We start from the raw sequence: 18,427 nt of genomic DNA, 5'->3' as shown, positions 1-18,427 counted from the left end.
CAAAGCCAGCGATAAGCAGCCGGGGGCGTAAATGGCCGATATGACCGTTAAAGATTACGTAGACGTCACAAAGGCCGGTGTAATCGCTGTATCGGTAGCTGGCTTTGCGTGGTGGGTCTACCGCTCCGGGGTTCTAAATACACTGCTTAAAGCGGCAGGGGTTGCTGAAAATGCTTTTGACGTTGCAGACGTAGTACTGAATACGCAGAAAAAGACGACTGTAGATGCCGCTTTGGCAGTTACGGATAAGTTTTGGAATTCAGAAACAGGCGGCTATATGGGGGCGTGGTCATCGTTTTGGGACCAAGTTTCACAAGGCAAATATCAAGATACAAAGGGGGTTCAGGCAACTACAGCATATGTTGTTATCCGGGCCAGAGACTTTGATTCAAGCTGGAAAATGAAAGATACAGCGTACAAGGCAGCGATCGGGATGCATCCGGGAAACAAGGCGATACTTGAAAAGTACGTTATGGATAAGGCGTCAACGTCTGTTGCTGGCTGGTCTGTGCTGTTACCTAACCCGACATTAAAGCCAGCGCTGCAAAAGCTGGTTAAGACTACGGATTTTGTTGTTGTTTATTCAGACGGGAGTTTTAAAAGTGCGTGAAAAAATTGAATCGGTAAAGGCGTTTTGGCGCAGCTACAAAAAGGCAATTGTTTTGGTGATCGGCTTTACCGGGGCCGCGCCGTTTATCCCGGCCATTGTGCCGGTGCTGGATGCAATCGCAGAAGCGCCAGCAATGGAAGCGGAACAGGTGAAATAATGGAACTGGAGCAGCTGCAACAGGCGTTATCAATGGGTGGGGATAGTGCAACGATCTGTCTGGCTTATTTTCTCTGGAGGCTGGACAGACGGTTGCATAACGTGGAAATTTTCACCGGCATAAAAAAACTGACCGGCCAGGCATAAAAAACGCGGCTCAATTGGGCCGCGTGTTCTTTTCAATTTGCACAAAGCAAAGCGCTTTTTGAGCTTCAATACGGTACTGAATAGAGCGACTAATGCCAATCTGCTTGCCGATATAGACGCCAAGGATAGCGCCAGCAATCGACATTATGACAGTAACGTCAGCTGTGCCACGGCTTGCGCCAAAACTAGCAAACAGAGCCAAGCCGACAACCAAGCCGATTATTGCATAGAGCGCCTCAATGCTATCTGCCTTGCTGTAGAGCTTCTGAGCAAACACTTGAATAATGTCCGGGTTGTAATCGACGCGAGCTTCTTTAACCTCAATGTCCATTTTGTAATCTTTACTCATTGGTTTTCCTTATGTTTCATTTTGCGGAAATGATACATCCGGGGCGGGCCTGTGGACAACAGCAGGCACTTTGGACCAATCGACATGCCGAAGGATAAACGGCAGTAGCCGCAGGTTGTTCAGCGGCAGAAAGTGCCCGTTAAAATGAATGCCATCATGGCAAATTTGAATGCCTTTCCAAGCGGGCGGCAGCATGCGGCCATCCATGACCATAATCAGCTGATTCCGGGCGTAAGCCGGTAATCCGCGCTGGATCCAACGGCGCGCAGTCCGGTCGGTTATATTGAAAAACTTGGCGATTTTGTCAGGCATGGGTTTTGTCTGTTCTGGGGTGCAAAACCCGGTGAGCCATAAAATAGTGCGGTCTGGTAGTAGATTATTTTGATATATAGACATTGAATATAATTCCGTTTAATTCTAAAAAGGTCATTTTTCACTAAATTAGGTAATAGTGAAAAACACTGGTCAGATTGGATTTTTTGAACGGAACGGGCAATACTCGGACTTTTACAATTACAGTTTAAATACACTTCATTTAACATAATATACATTATGGGATATATAGTGTTTGGGCAAACACATACATCTATATAGATATCAATGAATTATCTATTTGCCTAATTTACAAAAAGCTATGGGATTATCCACTGATCTTCTTAGTTACCTGCATTTTTTTTAACTCAAACGAATACCGCTCTGATTTAGCGCTGTGGCATGTCCGCTAATGTATTAGTTATGTGAAATGATTACGCAGCTGTAGCTACGTAACCCAATAAAAGTTAAAGACTATTCTGTGTTTGTCATTTGTGGCAAATTGACTTTGACGCTGTGCTGGATTGCACGCGTGTGTATCTTAAAAATTTCACTGCTATGGAGAGCTTTATGTCAGATTCTATGTTGTTTCTTTTCGGCGCTATTTTGCTGTTTGTCGTGCTGAAACTGTTATTTGGTAAAAACAACGCTGCTGGCCAGCCGTATAGATATGTTCTGAACAAGACGTTGTTTACACCCGCAGAGCGTTCTTTTCTTGGTGTGCTGGATTTAGCGGTTGCAGATCAATACCGGATCTTTGGCAAAGTCCGCATCGCCGTTATTTTGTTACCAGCCAAAGGCCTGAACAAAAGTGACTGGCAAACTGCTTTTAACCAGGTTTCATCCAAACATTTTGATTTTGTGCTGTGTAATAAACAAACGCTTGAAGTCATTGCCGTGATTGAACTAGATGACAAAAGCCATCAAAAAGCCAAAACACAAAACCGCGACTCGTTGATTGTTTCTGCATGCGCTACCGCAGGCTTATCATTGGTCCGTTTTGCCGCACATTCCAGCTACCAAGTGACGGAAATTCAACAGAAAATCAAGGCAGAACTTACAGCAGTAACCGATTGAACACAGTCATTTCTGTGTTGATTCCGGTAAGTATTCTTCTAAAGATAACAGCGCCCTGCTCGTCTTTTTACCTGGTTTTTGGCTACATGAGGCGCAAATAAGAACAATGATTTCGTTGTGCAACGATGCTTACAAGCAGCTATTTGGCAGCTGCGATGCTAAGCCAGTTGCACAGTATGAGTATCATTATCCAAAACCCGAAAATGTCCCCCCTGGGCAAACGGGTGACGGCCCCAAGCCGGAACCCGAAGCCCAGCAGAACCAGATTTATATCGCCGGATATGAGAAGACATCTCGGGGTGTGAACATGGCATTTGTGACCGCAGACGGAGAGCCGTTCTATCCGAAAAGCTATGCGGTTAAAAAGCTCGGGGATTGTACCGCTCTTGTGAGGATTGATAAAAAGATTCTGGACCTGACCTGTATGCCCGATTCGATGGCTTATGCTCAGCCAGACGATTTAAATCCAAGCCCGATTACTGAATAACCGGCAACGACAGAAAGCTAAAAGCCTCGCGCTTTTAGCTTTTGGCGTAATTTAGAAGATAATGATACGTCCTCTTAAGCACGAAATCCGACCAGCAAATTTGAAATGCCCACGCAATTTACTATATTGCAACACTTAAAACTGCAACCCTGTCAGGTCAAACGAGTCGTTGTCTCCAGCACTAAACGTTGATTCTTTTCCGTGCTCATCTTTTACTACTATTGTTGGTATGCCCCGTAGTCCAGCATGATAGATAGCAACAAGGGTGCCCACGGAACTAAAATCGGATTTCCTAAAAACATCGTCACCAAGCTTAGATTTCGTCGTATCACTGAAAAGTACTTCGTTCTGTGCTGTGCTGAAGGCTAAGTGGCTCCGTTTTTGTCGTGAATATTCAAGATTATTCAATCTGTTAGCTATATTTGATACAGCATTAAGAATAACTTGTGTCTCTGCGCTAACTTCCGTCTTCGTAGGGATGCTAGGTGCGTGAACCTGAGCAAGAGCCACTATTGAATTAATACTAGTTCCTGTCGCAGAAAAGGTCTCTTCTAAAGAGTTTGCGATCTTTTCAATGTCATGTTCTACTGAATCTATACGTAGACTTCCATCGTAATCAAAGCACCTAAGTCCTTGAATATCAAAAACTCTTTCTGTCAATTTATCCTTTATCAAAACAACGGGTTTATCAAATGCATGGCGAATTCCAAGTTCATACATAACATTTGGGTTTCGCCCGCTCAAGTCACACAAAACTAAATCCGATTCAATTATTTTTTGGACAATTCCGATTACTATATAGTCAGACTCCAAATGGTCATCAGCTCGTTCAACTTCAAAGCCGCGTGATACCAGAGCAGGTTTTATTAGGTGTTTGTATACCCGTGTGAAATGGTTGGGTTCATAACCATGCATGTCAGCGATAGGCATAATTACAAAACATTTTTTTGGCTTCGTGACATCCTCTGAAGTCTGTTCTTTTACTACTTTTTTTACTGCCATGCCATCTATGTCCTTATTCACATCAGAGCCGAGTATTTATTCTAGTTTTCTACAAGCCAACAGATAAGAGCTATCAGTGGCAGGTCCGGCACAGTAATAGCCGGAGCTTGTTCCATTTTGGAACGATTGTTAACAGAATCCTATAAAAACAGAAAGGCCCGATTTTGTAAACGGGCCTTTTTTAAGTGTATGATATTTAGATTAATGTTTTCATTATGGGACATTTCTGGTGCGTTGTTTTTCGATGAGCAAATGTTACAAACAAGCTTTAAAATGCAGCTTTAAACCTGAAAATACCATCAAGCCGGTTTGATACCAACCTGTAGAATACGGTCTTGTTCGTCGATTTGGCGGACAGTCAGGATTAATTGGTCGAGCTGGACGTCGTCGCCAACCACGACGCGGCGGAAAAACCGGTTACTAATGTAATCTGAAATGGTTTGCGACGGATCTAATTCACCGAATTCTATCGTGTAGAAAGCCCCCAAATCGGCCAAAGTGATTTGACCATTGAGCACGAATTCACCGAAGAAATCTTGTTTGCTTTGGCTGGCTGCTGCAGCGTAACTGGATAACACTTCGCTGATCACAGCGCTGTCTGCCGCTTTGGCCATGACCATCAAGGTGTCGTTGGCTTTAAAGCGTGTACAGTTGAGACATTGGATCCACTCGCCATTGCGCACCAGGCCCAAAAACTGTGCGGATGAAGGTACTGGTAACATCGTCCAGTCGGTATCGAGCACCGGCGAATCGGCGTTGACCTGATACGCCAGCACCTGCAACACGTCGTTACTTTGCACCACCTCTAGTGGCATCACATAATCAGGTCCTGGCTCTTTTGGTACTTCCAGCCGCAACAAGCGCGCAACCGGTGCGATCGACCAGCCCTGAATTAACAGCGAAACAATGACGACGAAAAACGCGACGTTAAAGTACAAATCTTTATTGGGGACACCGGCAAGCCAGGGGATCAAGGCCAGAATAATCGGCACAGCACCACGCAGCCCGACCCAGCTAATAAAAATCTGGTCACGTTTGGGAAAACGAAACGGCAGCAGGCTCAACACCACAGCCAGTGGTCGCGCGACAAAAATCATCACGACGGCTAACAGGAGTGCCGGCACCAGATATTCCAGCAATTTACTTGGCGTAACAAGTAGACCAAGCATCAGGAACATGACGATTTGGCTGAGCCAGGCCAAACCATCCTGTAACCGCAGGATGTGTTGTACTGGCGCCAGCCTGGCATTGCCGACCAGGAAACCCGCCAGATAGACCGCAAGAAAACCGCTGCCACCAACCTGGTTAGTTAGTCCATACACCAGTAACGCGTACGAGATAGCAAACAACGGGAAAAATGCCGGGCTTAATGGTAACTTGCGGCAAAACCAAATAAGCCCCCTGCCGCCCAGCCAGCCAAATATGGCGCCAACGGAGGCCTGTTGGATAAATACCAGCAATGTGCTCCAGCCAAGCTGCGATTCGCCAGCGACCACACTGACCAGTGTGAACGTCAGCATCACCGCCATCGGGTCGTTACTGCCCGACTCTATTTCCAGCGTCGATGCCACCCGTTCTTTGATATTGAGCCCGGCTGACTGAAAAATTGAAAATACTGCTGCGGCATCGGTTGAACTTAAAATAGCGCCAAGCAGCAAGCCTTCAAGCAAAGTCAGCTTGAACAACCACATCGCAGTTAAACCGAGGATCAGACAGGTAATTAACACGCCGACAGTCGCCAGCACCGCTGACGGTGCTAGCACTACTTTGACCCGGTCCGGATGCGTGCGCATCCCGCCGTCGAATAAGATAATGACCAGCGCAACCGAACCAATCAGCAGCGCTAAGTCAGGGTCCGCAAACTGGATACCCAACACCCCGTCTTCACCAGCCAGCATGCCCATTACAAGAAAGATCAGCAACAAAGGCGCCCCGAAGCGCGCCGAGATTAATGTTGCAATGATACTGACCGTGAACAGCGCACCGGCGATCAGAATGTTGAGGTTGACTGCATCCAATAAAACGTCCTTTTGCGGGCGGTTTAAACCGCGTTTAATTCCTGATAAATCGCCTGTAAGGCGGCCAGTGGATCTGCTGCTTTGGTGATTGGGCGACCAATCACCATGTAATCCACGCCAGCTGCAACGGCTTGCGCCGGCGTCATCACACGTTTTTGATCATCAGCTCCAGCAAATGCTGGCCGGATCCCAGGGGTGACTAACTGAAACGCCTGACCAAACTGCTGTTTCAGCGCGCGGGCTTCATGGGCCGAACACACCACACCATCGAGACCGGATTGATGTGTCAGCGCTGCTAGTTTCAACACTTGCTGTTCGGGCGTCAGTGTAATGCCCAGTTCGAGTAAATCAGCCTGCTCCATCGACGTCAACACGGTCACAGCAATCAGCAGTGGCTTTTCAGCGCCAAAGCTTTGCAGTGCTTCGCGAGCGGCTATCATCATCCGGCTACCGCCACTGGCGTGCACATTCACCATCCAAACGCCCAGATCAGCGGCGGCTTTGACGGCTTTGGCGACTGTGTTTGGAATATCATGGAATTTTAAATCGAGGAATACATCAAAATGGCGTTGTTGCAGCTCACGCACAAAATCGGGGCCGAAATGGCTGAACATTTCTTTGCCGACTTTTAATCGGCATAACGCCGGATCCAGCTGGCTGACCAGATTCAATGCTGCGCGCTGATCTTCATAATCCAGCGCAACCACGACAGGGCTTAATTGCATAACGACATTTCCAAAAAACTTAAAGGGACAGGATCAGCGGCCGTCAATGCCGCTTAAGGGTTCAACCGTCTCCCACTGCTGGCAGGACGGACATAACCAGTATTGTTGCCGGGTTTTAAAACCGCAATTCCGGCAGCTATACAGGATTTTGGTATCAAGGTAGGCGCGCACCAGGCCGTCGATGGCCTGCAGTGCTTCCATCTGCGCCGGCTGGTTCAGCTGCCGGATTTGCAGCAAACGCTGGAATAAGCGGATGTTTGGTTGCTGCTGCAGTTTTTCCAGCAGCAGTTGCTCGCCGGCTGCCGGTGAGCCGGTTTGCACCAGCCAGTCACACAGAAACATCGTTGCGGTGATGTTTTTGTTTTTATGCACTAACTGGCTCAGCAGCGGATACCATTCGTCTTCCGGCAGCTGGCAGCGTTGCAATTCCGGCAGAATATCAGCGGCCCATTGCGGTTTTTGTGTCAACACTGATTTAAAAGCGACGGCGGCGTCGGCCAGTGACTGTTCAGCCAGTAGCATTCGTGCCAACTGCAGCCGTGGTCGGATCGCCTGTGGATATTTTTGCGACAGGATCCGCAGTGCCATCACATCCATCGGCTTTTTCTGATCTTCACAGCGCATATTGGCCAACGCGATGCGCAGCGAGCGTGAATCAGTCTTGTCGACCTGTGGCGCGAATTCTACAGCTTTATGCCAATCGTGCGTCACAACAAAAATGGCAAACAATTGTTTTAAGGCGGTTTCCTGCAGCGGATCGCTATCGACCAGTTTACGCAACAGACTCTCGGCACGGTCATACAAACCGGCAGAGAAATAGTCTTTTGCCAGTTCCAGTTGGATCTGCTGCGCCTGTACTTTGGGTAGCTTCAGCTGGTGCAGTTTTTCATGAATACGGATGGCTTTGTCCCAGTCCCCTTTGCGCCGGAATAAATTGGCAAGGGCCAGGTAGGTATCAATAGTCGCGGCTTCAATATCAAGCAGCTGCAACAGCTGTTCGATGGCTTTGTCTTCTTGATCGGTCAGCAGGAAATTTAACCCGGAGGACAGGTTTTTCGCGACGTTGGCTTTGTTCTTCAGCTCTTCCTGCCGCAGACTGTTGCGGCCAAAAAACCAGCCATAAGCGGCGGCAACAGGCAACAACAGAAATAGCAGTTCAAGCATAGGTTCAGGTCTTGCTCATGGCCCGGTTAATCCAGCGTTTGGTACGCAATTTCACCAGAATAGTCAGTGACAGACTCAAACCAATGGCAAAGCCGAGCAGCAAAAATAACAGGGCAATATCGACAACCCGCAGCTCAGCTTTGGCAATAAAATAATTTAATTCAGCGACTTGCTGGTTGATTGAACCGAAAAACAGTCCAATCAGGATGAGCACAGAAAAACACAGGAAAAAAATCAGCTTTCTCAAACTCTGCTCCGTTAGCACCGTCGCTGTATCAGCGCGGACATGACTCAGGTATTTTCTTTCACGCGGTCGCGTAATTCTTTACCTGGTTTAAAATGCGGGACGTATTTACCGTCAAGTTCTACTTTGTCGCCAGTTTTAGGATTGCGACCTACCCGTGGAGCTCTGTAGTGCAGCGAGAAACTACCGAAACCTCTGATTTCAATCCGTTCGTTGACAGCTAGCGAACCTGCCATCTGTTCCAGGATTTCTTTCACAGCAGACTCAACGTCTTTTACCTGGATGTGAGGAAAATCAGTGGCCAACTTTTCGATCAACTCAGATTTGGTCATAAGGACTCCGCTTACACAGTTGCTGGAAAATGCCGGCTGAGGCTAATGCCCCAGCCGACCGACTGGCATCAATTACTCAGATTTCTGAGCTGCTTTGAATGCTTCAGCCATTGCGTTACCACCAAAAGCAGTATCATCCTGCTTGATAGATTCTAACGCTTCTTTCTCTTCAGCTTCGAACTTGGCTTTGATTGACAGGCTGATCACGCGGTTTTTGCGGTCAACACCCATCAGGCGAGCTTCAACTTCTTCACCGACTTTCAGCGCAGTAGTTGCATCTTCGATACGCTCACGAGCGATATCAGAAACGCGAACATAACCTTCTACGCCGCCTTCCAGTAATACTGTTGCGCCTTTCGCGTCAACTGCAGTTACTGCGCCTTTAACGATAGCACCTTTTTTGTTATCAGCAAGATAGCCGTTGAACGGGTCTTCGTCTAATTGCTTGATGCCTAAAGAGATACGCTCGCGCTCTGGGTCAACTTGCAGAACAACGGCAGACACTTCGTCGCCTTTCTTGAATTCACGTACGGCGTCTTCGCCAGTTGAATTCCAGCTGATGTCTGACAGGTGAACCAGGCCGTCGATGCCGCCGTCCAGACCGATGAAGATACCGAAGTCAGTGATTGACTTGATCTTACCGGAAACGCGGTCACCTTTGTTGAAGCCTTTAGCAAACTCTTCCCATGGGTTAGCTTTGCACTGTTTCAGGCCTAAAGAAATACGACGACGTTCTTCGTCGATTTCCAGAACCATAACTTCCACTGAATCACCTAAGTTAACAACTTTAGATGGGTGGATGTTTTTGTTGGTCCAGTCCATTTCTGAAACGTGTACCAGACCTTCAACGCCTTCTTCGATTTCAACGAAGCAGCCGTAATCTGTCAGGTTGGTTACGCGACCAGTGATGCGAGCACCTTCTGGGTAACGAGAAGCGATAGCTGCCCATGGATCTTCGCCCATCTGTTTCAGACCCAGAGAAACACGTTGCTTCTCGCGGTCGAACTTCAGAACTTTTACAGGGATCTCGTCGCCAACATTGACGATTTCGCTTGGGTGCTTAACGCGTTTCCAAGCCATGTCAGTGATGTGCAGTAAGCCGTCTACGCCACCCAGGTCAACGAATGCACCGTAGTCAGTCAGGTTCTTAACGATACCTTTGACTTCCATGCCTTCTTCCAGGTTTTGCAGCAGAGTATCGCGCTCAGCTGAGCTCTCAGATTCGATAACAGCGCGGCGAGAAACCACTACGTTGTTACGCTTCTGATCTAATTTGATAACTTTGAACTCAAGTTCTTTGTGTTCTAAGTGCAGCGTGTCACGTACTGGACGGACATCGACTAATGAACCAGGCAGGAATGCACGGATACCGTCAACTTCGACAGTGAAACCGCCTTTAACTTTGCCAGTGATAACACCGATAACGGTAACTTTATCTTCGCAAGCTTTTTCCAGGCGTACCCAAGATTCGTGGCGTTTGGCTTTTTCGCGAGACAGTAATGTCTCACCGAAACCATCTTCAACTGCATCCAGAGCTACGTCGATGATGTCACCAACGTTCACTTCAATCTCGCCAGCCAGGTTTTTGAATTGTTCAACCGGGATCGCAGCTTCAGATTTCAGACCGGCGTCAACCAGTACTACGTCTTTATGGATTGCTACGATGGTGCCCTTAACGATTGAACCTGGGCGAGTTTCGATAGTCTTGAGGCTTTCCTCAAATAATTGTGCAAAATTTTCAGTCATTTTTCACTGTTTCGGTTAGTTGCTCCACCTTAGATCCGTATTGGGTGGGGTTGCTTAATTTACCGCGAGGCATCCATGTCTGCGGCTGTCCAAAGTACTGTCAGGCCTGGTTCAGTTGCTTCTTCGTGAAGCTCAGGACTTCTGTCAACACTTGTTCAATGGTTTTATTGGTCGAATCAAGCAGGTATGCATCAGCGGCCGGTTTCAGCGGCGCCACAGCACGATTCATATCGCGCTCATCCCTTGCCTGAATTTCGCTCAAAAGGTCGCCGATGTTAACATCATGGCCCTTTTGTTTCAACTCTAAATAACGCCGTCTGGCGCGCTCTTCGGCGGCGGCCGTCAGGAAGATTTTTACTTCAGCACCAGGGAAAACCACAGTGCCCATATCGCGGCCATCAGCGACCAGGCCCGGAGCTTCACGGAAGGCCCGCTGACGGCGTAACAACGCCTCACGTACTCGTGGTAACGAGGCAATTTTCGAAGCGACAGAGCCAACTTCTTCAGTGCGGATAGTATGAGAAACGTTTTCACCTTCGAGCATGATCCGGACATTACCCTGGTCATCGGAAGTGAATTGAACATCGAGATGTGCTGCCAGTGGTTGCAGGGCTTCTTCGTCATCCTCGGCGATATCGTGGTGAATAGCTGCCAAGGCCAATACGCGATATATCGCGCCGCTGTCGAGCAGATGCCAGCCCAGTTTTTGCGCGACCAGACGGCAAATAGTTCCTTTACCGGAACCGCCAGGGCCGTCAATCGTAATGACCGGGATATTCTGCATACTGCCTCCAGTTAACTGGTTAAACCACTAAAGGCCGGCATTATACAGACAAATGTTAAAAAAAGCGCGGTTTCTCTAAGAAAAACCGCGCCTTAGCGTCACTGTAAATTGGTTACGCGTTTTAGGTAGCTAAGCTGCTAAACACTTCAAAATACTGTGGAAATGTTTTGCGCGTGCAATCTGGATCTTCAATAGTCACCCCGCAATCAGCAAAGGCTAACATGGAGAAACACATCGCCATCCGGTGGTCGTTATAGGTGGCGATACTGGCGTGTTTGATCACTGCCGGCGGCGTCACTTTGATGTAATCGTCGCCTTCTTCGACCTCAGCTCCCACTTTGCGTAATTCGGTCGCCATCGCGTGCAGACGGTCTGTTTCTTTCACCCGCCAGTTGTAGACATTGCGGATCAGCGTCGGGCCTTGAGCAAACAAAGCTGTCGTCGCAATGGTCATCGCGGCGTCCGGGATCGCATTGTAGTCACGGTCAATACCATTTAACTGGTTCCGCGTAACCGAAATGTAGTCATCGCCCCATTCGACTGTCGCGCCCATCGCCTCGAGCGCATCAGCAAAACGAATATCGCCCTGGACTGCATGTTTGCCAATGCCTGTCACTTTAATGCTGCCACCGATCGCCGCGGCAGCAAGGAAATAACTGGCGGACGACGCATCACCTTCAACCAGCCAATGGCCAGGTGACTGATATTGTTGCTGACCGCGGATAATAAATTTCTGATATTGCTGGTTGTCGACTGATACGCCAAAACGGCTCATCAGCGCCAACGTGATATCAATGTATGGTTTGGAGACCAAATCACCGACAATATCGATTTCGCTGTCCGCCGGTAATAAAGGTGCAATCATCAGCACTGCCGTCAAAAACTGACTGGAGATGCTGCCGTCGATGCTGATCCGTCCGGCTTGCAGCGCCTTGCCGCGGATATGCAGCGGCGGAAAACCATCCTGTTGCAGATAATCAATATCGGCGCCGAGCTGGCGCAGCGCATCAACTAAATGACCAATTGGCCGCTCGTACATCCGTGGTTCGCCGGTAAGCGTTACATCAACATTGGACGCCGCGAGCGCAGCAGTTAACGGCCGCATTGCCGTGCCGGCATTACCAAGAAACAGCTCAAGCGGTTCAGGGTGTTGAAACAGGCCACCGAGGCCTTGCACCACGCACTGGCTTTTACAGTCCGACAGTTGATATGAAACGCCAAGCGCAGTCAGTGCATTGAGCATGTGCTCGATGTCATCGCTGTGCAGCAGATTACTGATGCGGGTTTCGCCTTGCGCCAGCGCAGCCAGCAACAACACCCGGTTCGAAATGCTTTTTGACCCAGGCAAGTGCACGGTGCCTTGAACACCGTTGATTTTATTCAGCGTTAACGTCTTCATTAGCCGTGTACCCGCTCAAATTCACGCATGAACGTGACCAGTGTCTGTACACCCTCCAGCGGCATGGCATTGTACAGGCTGGCGCGCATGCCACCGACCATACGGTGGCCTTTTAATGCCAATAAGCCATGGGCTTCGGCGTCAGCGACAAACTTGTCATTTAAGCGCTCATCGGCCAATAAAAATGGCACATTCATCCAGGAGCGGTAACGCGTATCCACGTCATTGCGGTAAAAATCGCTTTGGTCGACGTAGTTGTAAAGTGTCTGGGCCTTTAACTGATTCAGTTTCCCCATCGCCTCGACGCCACCCTGACGTTTCAGCCATTGGAATACGAGGCCAGCCAGATACCAGGCATAAGTCGGTGGTGTGTTAAACATCGAGTCGTTTTCAGCGGCCAGACGGTAATCCAGAATCGCTGGAATAGTCGCGCCAGCTGCGGGCAACAGATCTTCGCGCACCAGCACCAGCGTTAAGCCTGACGGACCGATATTCTTCTGCGCTCCAGCGTAAATCAAACCGTAACGGCTGACATCAATTGGACGGGATAAAATAGTTGAGGACAGATCCGCCACTAACGGCGCTGGTGTGTTTGGCAGATCGGTAAATTCAAGGCCATCGACTGTTTCATTCGGGCAAAAATGGACGAAAGCTGATTTCGGATCAAGATGCCAGTCAGCCGCGGCTTTGAGACTGCGCAAGCCATCGTCAGTTTTTTGGGTAATACCCTGTACTGCAATGGTGCCGAATTTATGTGCTTCTTCGGCCGCAGCTTTGGACCAGGCGCCAGAGACGATATAGTCTGCACTGTGACCAGCTTTGAGCAGGTTCAGTGGCACTGCCGAAAACTGGCCGCGCCCGCCACCATGCATAAACAGTACTTTATAATTGGCCGGCACTTGCAATAAATCGCGCAGGTCCTGCTCCGCTTGCGCTGCAACTTTGATAAAGTCTTTGCCACGATGGCTCATTTCCATAATGGAACAACCCCGGCCATGCCAGTTGATCAGCTCTTCCTGTGCTTGCAGCATCACTTCCACCGGTAACATCGCCGGGCCAGCACAAAAGTTATAGGTCGTCATTTTTACCTCATTGCGTCAAAAATAAAATTCGCGGATTAAAGCGGCTTGGGACCTTGCGGCAGAATATGGCGGTTTTATTGTTATCAAAGTACCGGTACTGACGCTATTTTCGCCATCTGGATGGCTCAATTTTCAGATCCACTGTACCGTATTTTTTGCCCCGCATAAACCCGAACTTGCCGCTAAAGTGCTGGAAAATTGCAGTTCAGTCGGAACAGGACAACGGCACGAAGTAGATTTCATCAATGCAGATAAATAAAAAGGCACCCGAAGGTGCCTTGTTCATCTTACTCTTCCGAGTCGTCGGCTTCGTCTGCCTCAACCTCAATGTCCACCCGGTTCTGGGCGTCCAGTTGCTGCACTTCCGCTTCTGCTGCAGCGATTTCCTCGGCGTCCTGGATCTCGTCGATGCGTTGAACACCAACGACCTTCTCGTTTTCCTGAGTCCGGATCAGGATAACACCGGCGGTATTCCGACCGACTTGTGATACTTCTTTGACCCGGGTACGAACCAGTGTGCCTTTGTTCGAAATCAGCATGATTTCGTCCAGCGCATTAACCTGCACTGCGCCGACGACCAGACCGTTACGCTCTGATACTTTGATTGACACGACGCCCTGCGTTGCGCGGCTCTTCGCCGGGTACTCAGCAAGGCCAGTCCGTTTGCCGTAGCCATTTTCAGTGACGGTCAGGATAGCGCCATCTGACTTCGGTACGATCAAGGACACAACAGAACCGTTTTCGCGCAGTTTGATACCGCGTACGCCGGTGGCGCCACGGCCCATCGGGCGGACTTGATCTTCAGTGAAGCGTACTACTTTACCGTCATCCGAGAACAACATGATTTCGCTGCTGCCGTCGGTGATATCGACGCCAATCAGCTGATCGCCTTCGTTCAGGTTAACCGCGATGATGCCGTTGGAACGAGGACGCGAGTATTCGGTCAGCGCAGTTTTCTTCACGGTACCGTTGGCGGTCGCCATAAAGACAAACTTGCCTTCTTCATATTCACGTACTGGCAGAATGGCAGTGATGCGCTCGTTTTCTTCCAGTGGTAACAGGTTCACAATAGGTTTGCCGCGGGCCTGACGCGACGCCAGTGGCAGCTGGTAAACCTTGAGCCAATACAAGCGGCCGCGATCAGAGAAGCACAAAATGGTATCGTGCGTACTGGCCACCAGTAACTGATCGACAAAGTCTTCATCTTTGACTGTGGTAGCCGCTTTACCACGGCCACCACGACGTTGTGCTTCATAGTCGGTCAATGCCTGATATTTGGCATAACCGAGGTGTGACAAGGTCACCACAACGTCTTCTTCGGCGATCAAATCTTCCATATTGATATCCAGTGCATTGTCCTGGATCTCAGTACGCCGCGCGTCGCCATATTGCGCTTTCGCCGCTTCTAATTCTTCACAAATAACTTCCATCAACCGGGTCGAACTCGCGAGGATATGCAGTAATTCAGCGATTAAATCCAACAGCTCTTTGTATTCACCGAGGATCTTTTCATGTTCAAGACCGGTCAGTTTGTGCAGACGCAGGTCGAGGATCGCCTGAGCCTGCTGCTCAGTCAGGTAGTAATAACCTTCGCGGATGCCAAAATGCGCTTCCAGCCATTCCGGCCGTGCGGCACTTTCACCGGCCCGCTCCAGCATTTCTTGCACATTGCCGAGTTTCCAGCCGCGCGCAACCAAGCCGGATTTGGCTTCTGACGGGCTGGCAGAAGTTTTAATCAGCTCGATAATTTCATCGATATTGGTCAGTGCAATCGCCAGACCTTCTAAAATATGCGCACGGTCGCGGGCTTTTTTCAGGTCGTATACGGTGCGGCGTGTAACGACTTCGCGACGGTGCAGGACAAAACATTCCAGAATTTGCTTCAGGCCCAACAACTTCGGCTGGCCCTGATCCAATGCCACCATGTTGATACCAAACACAGTTTGCATCTGCGTTTGCGTGTACAAATGGTTCAGCATGACGTCGGAAGATTCACCGCGCTTGAGTTCAATGACGATACGCATGCCGTCTTTGTCAGACTCATCGCGCAGCGCTGAAATGCCTTCGATGCGTTTTTCTTTGACTAACTCGGCGATTTTTTCGATCAGACGTGCTTTGTTAACCTGGTAAGGAATTTCATCAACGATAATGGTTTCGCGACCGGTCTTATCGTCAGTTTCGATATGGGTTTTGGCGCGGATATACACTTTGCCACGGCCGGTGCGATAGGCTTCTTCAATGCCACGGCGACCGTTGATAATAGCGGCAGTCGGGAAATCCGGGCCCGGAATATATTCCATCAGCTCTGGAATGGTAATGTCCGGATTGGCAATAATGGCCAAGCAAGCATTGATGACTTCACTGATATTGTGTGGCGGAATATTGGTCGCCATACCGACTGCGATACCGCTGGAGCCGTTGATCAGTAAATTTGGAATTTTGGTCGGTAACACCGCCGGGATCATTTCGGTACCGTCATAGTTCGGTACAAAATCAACGGTTTCTTTGTCTAAATCAGCCAGCAATTCGGTGGTGATTTTTGCCATCCGCACTTCGGTGTAACGCATGGCTGCTGCGGAGTCGCCGTCGACGGAGCCGAAGTTGCCCTGACCATCCACGAGCATATAGCGCAGTGAAAATGGCTGTGCCATCCGGACTATGGTGTCGTAAACCGCGGTATCACCGTGTGGGTGATACTTACCGATCACGTCACCGACCACACGGGCTGACTTCTTATAGGCGCGGTTCCATTCGTTGCCGAGTTCTTTCATCGCGAACAAAACACGGCGGTGCACTGGCTTTAAACCATCGCGCACATCCGGCAACGCCCGGCCGACGATCACGCTCATCGCGTAATCCAGATAAGAGTTCTTTAATTCTTCTTCGATATTGATGGGAACAATTTCTTTGGCCAGATTTGTCATAAAAAGCGTTATATCCCTTAAAATCAGTGAGTTGGCTTGCGTGTAGTTGTTATCTCGGCAAACCACGAACCGAGGATTCTAACACAACGGCGCCATGATGCCATGATCAACTGTGGCTACTTTTAACAGTCTCACCCGCCATCGCATTGCGTGTTCAGACTAAGCCTTTATAATGGCCGCAAATTTTTTCCGGACATCACTATGACTGAGTTCATCAGCACCATGCCAGCAACCAATCCGCCGGTAAATGTCGACCAGGCAGAAATCAATAAATTCAACGAACTGGCGTCGCGCTGGTGGGACCCGGCCGGCGAGTTTAAGCCATTACACCAACTGAATCCGACCCGGCTCAGCTATATCAGCGATCTGGTCCAGGGGCTGCACGGCAAAGTGGCCGTTGACGTCGGCTGTGGCGGCGGCATTCTGGCTGAGAGTATGGCCAAGGCCGGCGCTGTGGTGACGGGCATTGATATGGCGCCGGAATCTTTGGCGGTGGCGAAGCTGCATGCGCTGGAATCCGCGGTGAACGTGACTTATCAGCAAAGCACAGCCGAACAATTTGCCGCTGCCCACCCGGCCCGGTTTGAATTGGTCACTTGTATGGAAATGCTCGAGCACGTGCCGCAACCTGCGTCTGTGGTGCAGGCCTGCGCCGATTTAGCCGCGCCTGGCGCTACATTGGTGTTCTCCACTTTGAATAAAACGGCTAAAAGTTATTTGTTTGCCATTGTCGGCGCAGAACATCTGTTAAAGCTGGTACCTAAAGGCACGCACGACTTTACCAAATTCATTCGTCCGTCACAGTTAATGCGTTTTATCGAAGACGCAGGTTTGGAACTGGTCGACTGCATCGGTTTGCATTACAACCCGTTGAACGAGAGTTTCCGCCTCGGTGCTGGCGTCGATGTAAATTATTTTGTGGTAGCCAAAAAGCCATGCTGATCTCGACGACAACCGGTGCACCTCTGTGCCCGCCCAAAGCAGTGCTGTTTGATCTTGACGGTACCTTGGTCGACACCGCTGATGACTTAGGCGCTGCGCTGAATTTTGTCTTGGTCAAGCATGGCCTGCCGGCGATTGCCGCAGATTTGTATCGGCCGATGGCTTCGCATGGCGCCAAAGGATTATTGGAACTCGGCTTTGGCGCTGCACTGAAAGAGTACCCTTTTACGCTGCTGCGAAATGAATTGCTGGATTATTATCAGCAACATCTGACGGTGCACAGTCAGTTATTTGGTGGCGCTGCAGAATTCCTGCCGCTATTAAAAGCGCAAAATATCCGCTGGGGCATCGTGACAAACAAACCCTACAAGCTGGCGGCTGCAATGCTCAGACAGATGAGTGGCATGGAAGATTGCCAGATTCTGCTTGGCGGTGACAGCCTGCATCAGCGTAAACCAAGTCCGGTGCCGTTATGGGTCGCTGCGCATAAGATGGGCGTTGCCGCTGCAGATTGTTGGTACATTGGCGATGCAGAACGCGATATTGAGGCTGCAAACCGGGCCGGCATGACGTCAATCATTGCTGACTATGGTTTTATCTCCGAGTCCGATACACCTGAATTGTGGGGCGCTGATTGTCGGGTCCAACATTTAATGATGCTTGAGGCCTTTCTGGCAGCGCGCTGATGCGATGTGTCAAACCAGCAGACAAACCGTCAATCTGACGGTTTTTTTCTGCCTGTAGCTTGCTGATGCCTGCCTGACTTCGCTGAAAAATAACCATGCTGTACAACTTTCCGGCGGACGTCCAGCCGAGTTTTGTGTGTTTTTAAAACAGTGCATTTTACTTTTTAACCAATCAATTTAATTCTATTTTTTTCGCTGCTATCGCTTGCTTCCTGCGATCCGTTCAAAGGCTCGAAGCTGA

Annotated in this window: 20 protein-coding genes; 7 read left to right on the top strand and 13 right to left on the bottom strand. The window is 49.4% G+C overall.

Translation table 11 applies throughout. The features are described from left to right. The first annotated feature begins 31 nt into the window (after positions 1-31). The 3 genes from ACQ66Q_RS03970 to ACQ66Q_RS03960 are packed head-to-tail and all read left to right on the top strand — an operon-like array spanning position 32 to position 913. Positions 32-610: a hypothetical protein gene (locus ACQ66Q_RS03970; RefSeq protein ID WP_430455602.1), complete on the top strand. Its 579-nt coding sequence runs from the start codon at positions 32-34 to the stop codon at positions 608-610. After that, positions 603-767: a hypothetical protein gene (locus ACQ66Q_RS03965; protein ID WP_430455601.1), complete on the top strand. Its 165-nt coding sequence runs from the start codon at positions 603-605 to the stop codon at positions 765-767. Before ACQ66Q_RS03970 ends, ACQ66Q_RS03965 begins: the two co-directional genes overlap by 8 nt. After that, on the top strand, positions 767-913 hold the full coding sequence (locus ACQ66Q_RS03960) for a hypothetical protein (RefSeq protein ID WP_430455600.1): 147 nt from the start codon (positions 767-769) through the stop codon (positions 911-913). The genes ACQ66Q_RS03965 and ACQ66Q_RS03960 overlap by 1 nt, the downstream gene beginning before the upstream one ends. A 10-nt stretch (positions 914-923) precedes the next feature. Here the strand turns inward: ACQ66Q_RS03960 and ACQ66Q_RS03955 are convergent, their stop codons facing one another. Then, positions 924-1,262, bottom strand: a complete 339-nt coding sequence (locus tag ACQ66Q_RS03955; protein WP_430455599.1) for a hypothetical protein — start codon at positions 1,260-1,262, stop codon at positions 924-926. A 9-nt stretch (positions 1,263-1,271) separates the two neighbouring features. Next, positions 1,272-1,658: a hypothetical protein gene (locus tag ACQ66Q_RS03950; protein ID WP_430455598.1), complete on the bottom strand. Its 387-nt coding sequence runs from the start codon at positions 1,656-1,658 to the stop codon at positions 1,272-1,274. A gap of 486 nt (positions 1,659-2,144) precedes the next feature. Between ACQ66Q_RS03950 and ACQ66Q_RS03945 the strand changes: the two genes are divergently transcribed. Then, positions 2,145-2,651: a DUF2726 domain-containing protein gene (locus tag ACQ66Q_RS03945; RefSeq protein ID WP_430455597.1), complete on the top strand. Its 507-nt coding sequence runs from the start codon at positions 2,145-2,147 to the stop codon at positions 2,649-2,651. 106 nt (positions 2,652-2,757) lie between these two features. Continuing rightward, on the top strand, positions 2,758-3,138 hold the full coding sequence (locus tag ACQ66Q_RS03940; protein WP_430455596.1) for a hypothetical protein: 381 nt from the start codon (positions 2,758-2,760) through the stop codon (positions 3,136-3,138). Positions 3,139-3,273: 135 nt separating this feature from the next. On the opposite strand, the gene ACQ66Q_RS03935 is transcribed toward ACQ66Q_RS03940, so the two are convergent. From ACQ66Q_RS03935 to gyrA, 11 genes are all read right to left on the bottom strand, one after another. Further along, positions 3,274-4,140: a hypothetical protein gene (locus ACQ66Q_RS03935; RefSeq protein WP_430455595.1), complete on the bottom strand. Its 867-nt coding sequence runs from the start codon at positions 4,138-4,140 to the stop codon at positions 3,274-3,276. Positions 4,141-4,439: 299 nt separating this feature from the next. Beyond that, positions 4,440-6,158, bottom strand: coding sequence for a potassium/proton antiporter (locus ACQ66Q_RS03930; RefSeq protein WP_430455594.1), 1,719 nt, complete (start codon positions 6,156-6,158; stop codon positions 4,440-4,442). 23 nt (positions 6,159-6,181) lie between these two features. Next, on the bottom strand, positions 6,182-6,883 hold the full coding sequence (gene pyrF / locus ACQ66Q_RS03925) for an orotidine-5'-phosphate decarboxylase (protein ID WP_430455593.1): 702 nt from the start codon (positions 6,881-6,883) through the stop codon (positions 6,182-6,184). 33 nt (positions 6,884-6,916) lie between these two features. Then, positions 6,917-8,047: an N-acetylglucosaminyl transferase gene (locus ACQ66Q_RS03920; RefSeq protein ID WP_430455592.1), complete on the bottom strand. Its 1,131-nt coding sequence runs from the start codon at positions 8,045-8,047 to the stop codon at positions 6,917-6,919. 4 nt (positions 8,048-8,051) lie between these two features. After that, entirely contained in the window at positions 8,052-8,294 is a 243-nt protein-coding gene (locus ACQ66Q_RS03915; RefSeq protein WP_031564423.1) for a lipopolysaccharide assembly protein LapA domain-containing protein, read from the bottom strand. 44 nt (positions 8,295-8,338) lie between these two features. Continuing rightward, a complete protein-coding gene (gene ihfB, locus ACQ66Q_RS03910; RefSeq protein WP_208931368.1) occupies positions 8,339-8,623 on the bottom strand; it encodes an integration host factor subunit beta in 285 nt (94 codons plus the stop codon). Positions 8,624-8,695: 72 nt separating this feature from the next. Beyond that, positions 8,696-10,369 carry a 30S ribosomal protein S1 gene (rpsA, locus tag ACQ66Q_RS03905; RefSeq protein ID WP_377242732.1) on the bottom strand — a complete coding sequence of 558 codons (1,674 nt, stop codon included), beginning with the start codon at positions 10,367-10,369 and terminating at the stop codon, positions 8,696-8,698. Positions 10,370-10,469: 100 nt separating this feature from the next. Then, positions 10,470-11,153 carry a (d)CMP kinase gene (cmk, locus tag ACQ66Q_RS03900; protein ID WP_430455591.1) on the bottom strand — a complete coding sequence of 228 codons (684 nt, stop codon included), beginning with the start codon at positions 11,151-11,153 and terminating at the stop codon, positions 10,470-10,472. Positions 11,154-11,274: 121 nt separating this feature from the next. After that, positions 11,275-12,552: a 3-phosphoshikimate 1-carboxyvinyltransferase gene (gene aroA, locus ACQ66Q_RS03895; RefSeq protein WP_430455590.1), complete on the bottom strand. Its 1,278-nt coding sequence runs from the start codon at positions 12,550-12,552 to the stop codon at positions 11,275-11,277. After that, the gene (gene serC / locus ACQ66Q_RS03890; protein WP_430455589.1) at positions 12,552-13,634 is read right to left on the bottom strand and encodes a 3-phosphoserine/phosphohydroxythreonine transaminase; all 1,083 of its coding nucleotides are present in this window, start codon (positions 13,632-13,634) and stop codon (positions 12,552-12,554) included. The genes aroA and serC overlap by 1 nt, the downstream gene beginning before the upstream one ends. Positions 13,635-13,921: 287 nt before the next feature. Next, positions 13,922-16,558 carry a DNA topoisomerase (ATP-hydrolyzing) subunit A gene (gene gyrA, locus ACQ66Q_RS03885; RefSeq protein WP_430455587.1) on the bottom strand — a complete coding sequence of 879 codons (2,637 nt, stop codon included), beginning with the start codon at positions 16,556-16,558 and terminating at the stop codon, positions 13,922-13,924. A gap of 201 nt (positions 16,559-16,759) precedes the next feature. Between gyrA and ubiG the strand changes: the two genes are divergently transcribed. Then, positions 16,760-17,500: a bifunctional 2-polyprenyl-6-hydroxyphenol methylase/3-demethylubiquinol 3-O-methyltransferase UbiG gene (gene ubiG / locus ACQ66Q_RS03880; RefSeq protein ID WP_430455586.1), complete on the top strand. Its 741-nt coding sequence runs from the start codon at positions 16,760-16,762 to the stop codon at positions 17,498-17,500. Further along, positions 17,494-18,186, top strand: a complete 693-nt coding sequence (locus ACQ66Q_RS03875; RefSeq protein WP_430455585.1) for an HAD family hydrolase — start codon at positions 17,494-17,496, stop codon at positions 18,184-18,186. Before ubiG ends, ACQ66Q_RS03875 begins: the two co-directional genes overlap by 7 nt. Positions 18,187-18,427 lie beyond the last annotated feature (241 nt).

This window comes from Rheinheimera sp. (genome assembly GCF_965283995.1).
In the GTDB taxonomy this organism is placed as follows: Bacteria; Pseudomonadota; Gammaproteobacteria; order Enterobacterales; family Alteromonadaceae; genus Pararheinheimera.
This window is presented reverse-complemented; position numbering and strand designations above follow the sequence as displayed.

What these genes read in the sequence shown, in the direction of transcription:
- pyrF (WP_430455593.1), bottom strand. Translation starts at nt 6,883, where the DNA reads ATGCAATTAAGCCCTGTCGTGGTTGCGCTGGATTATGAAGATCAGCGC.
- ACQ66Q_RS03935 (WP_430455595.1), bottom strand. Translation starts at nt 4,140, where the DNA reads ATGGCAGTAAAAAAAGTAGTAAAAGAACAGACTTCAGAGGATGTCACG.
- ACQ66Q_RS03960 (WP_430455600.1), top strand. Translation starts at nt 767, where the DNA reads ATGGAACTGGAGCAGCTGCAACAGGCGTTATCAATGGGTGGGGATAGT.
- ubiG (WP_430455586.1), top strand. Translation starts at nt 16,760, where the DNA reads ATGACTGAGTTCATCAGCACCATGCCAGCAACCAATCCGCCGGTAAAT.
- ACQ66Q_RS03955 (WP_430455599.1), bottom strand. Translation starts at nt 1,262, where the DNA reads ATGAGTAAAGATTACAAAATGGACATTGAGGTTAAAGAAGCTCGCGTC.
- rpsA (WP_377242732.1), bottom strand. Translation starts at nt 10,369, where the DNA reads ATGACTGAAAATTTTGCACAATTATTTGAGGAAAGCCTCAAGACTATC.
- ACQ66Q_RS03945 (WP_430455597.1), top strand. Translation starts at nt 2,145, where the DNA reads ATGTCAGATTCTATGTTGTTTCTTTTCGGCGCTATTTTGCTGTTTGTC.
- ACQ66Q_RS03875 (WP_430455585.1), top strand. Translation starts at nt 17,494, where the DNA reads ATGCTGATCTCGACGACAACCGGTGCACCTCTGTGCCCGCCCAAAGCA.
- cmk (WP_430455591.1), bottom strand. Translation starts at nt 11,153, where the DNA reads ATGCAGAATATCCCGGTCATTACGATTGACGGCCCTGGCGGTTCCGGT.
- ACQ66Q_RS03920 (WP_430455592.1), bottom strand. Translation starts at nt 8,047, where the DNA reads ATGCTTGAACTGCTATTTCTGTTGTTGCCTGTTGCCGCCGCTTATGGC.
- ihfB (WP_208931368.1), bottom strand. Translation starts at nt 8,623, where the DNA reads ATGACCAAATCTGAGTTGATCGAAAAGTTGGCCACTGATTTTCCTCAC.
- ACQ66Q_RS03950 (WP_430455598.1), bottom strand. Translation starts at nt 1,658, where the DNA reads ATGTCTATATATCAAAATAATCTACTACCAGACCGCACTATTTTATGG.
- ACQ66Q_RS03940 (WP_430455596.1), top strand. Translation starts at nt 2,758, where the DNA reads ATGATTTCGTTGTGCAACGATGCTTACAAGCAGCTATTTGGCAGCTGC.
- serC (WP_430455589.1), bottom strand. Translation starts at nt 13,634, where the DNA reads ATGACGACCTATAACTTTTGTGCTGGCCCGGCGATGTTACCGGTGGAA.
- aroA (WP_430455590.1), bottom strand. Translation starts at nt 12,552, where the DNA reads ATGAAGACGTTAACGCTGAATAAAATCAACGGTGTTCAAGGCACCGTG.
- gyrA (WP_430455587.1), bottom strand. Translation starts at nt 16,558, where the DNA reads ATGACAAATCTGGCCAAAGAAATTGTTCCCATCAATATCGAAGAAGAA.
- ACQ66Q_RS03970 (WP_430455602.1), top strand. Translation starts at nt 32, where the DNA reads ATGGCCGATATGACCGTTAAAGATTACGTAGACGTCACAAAGGCCGGT.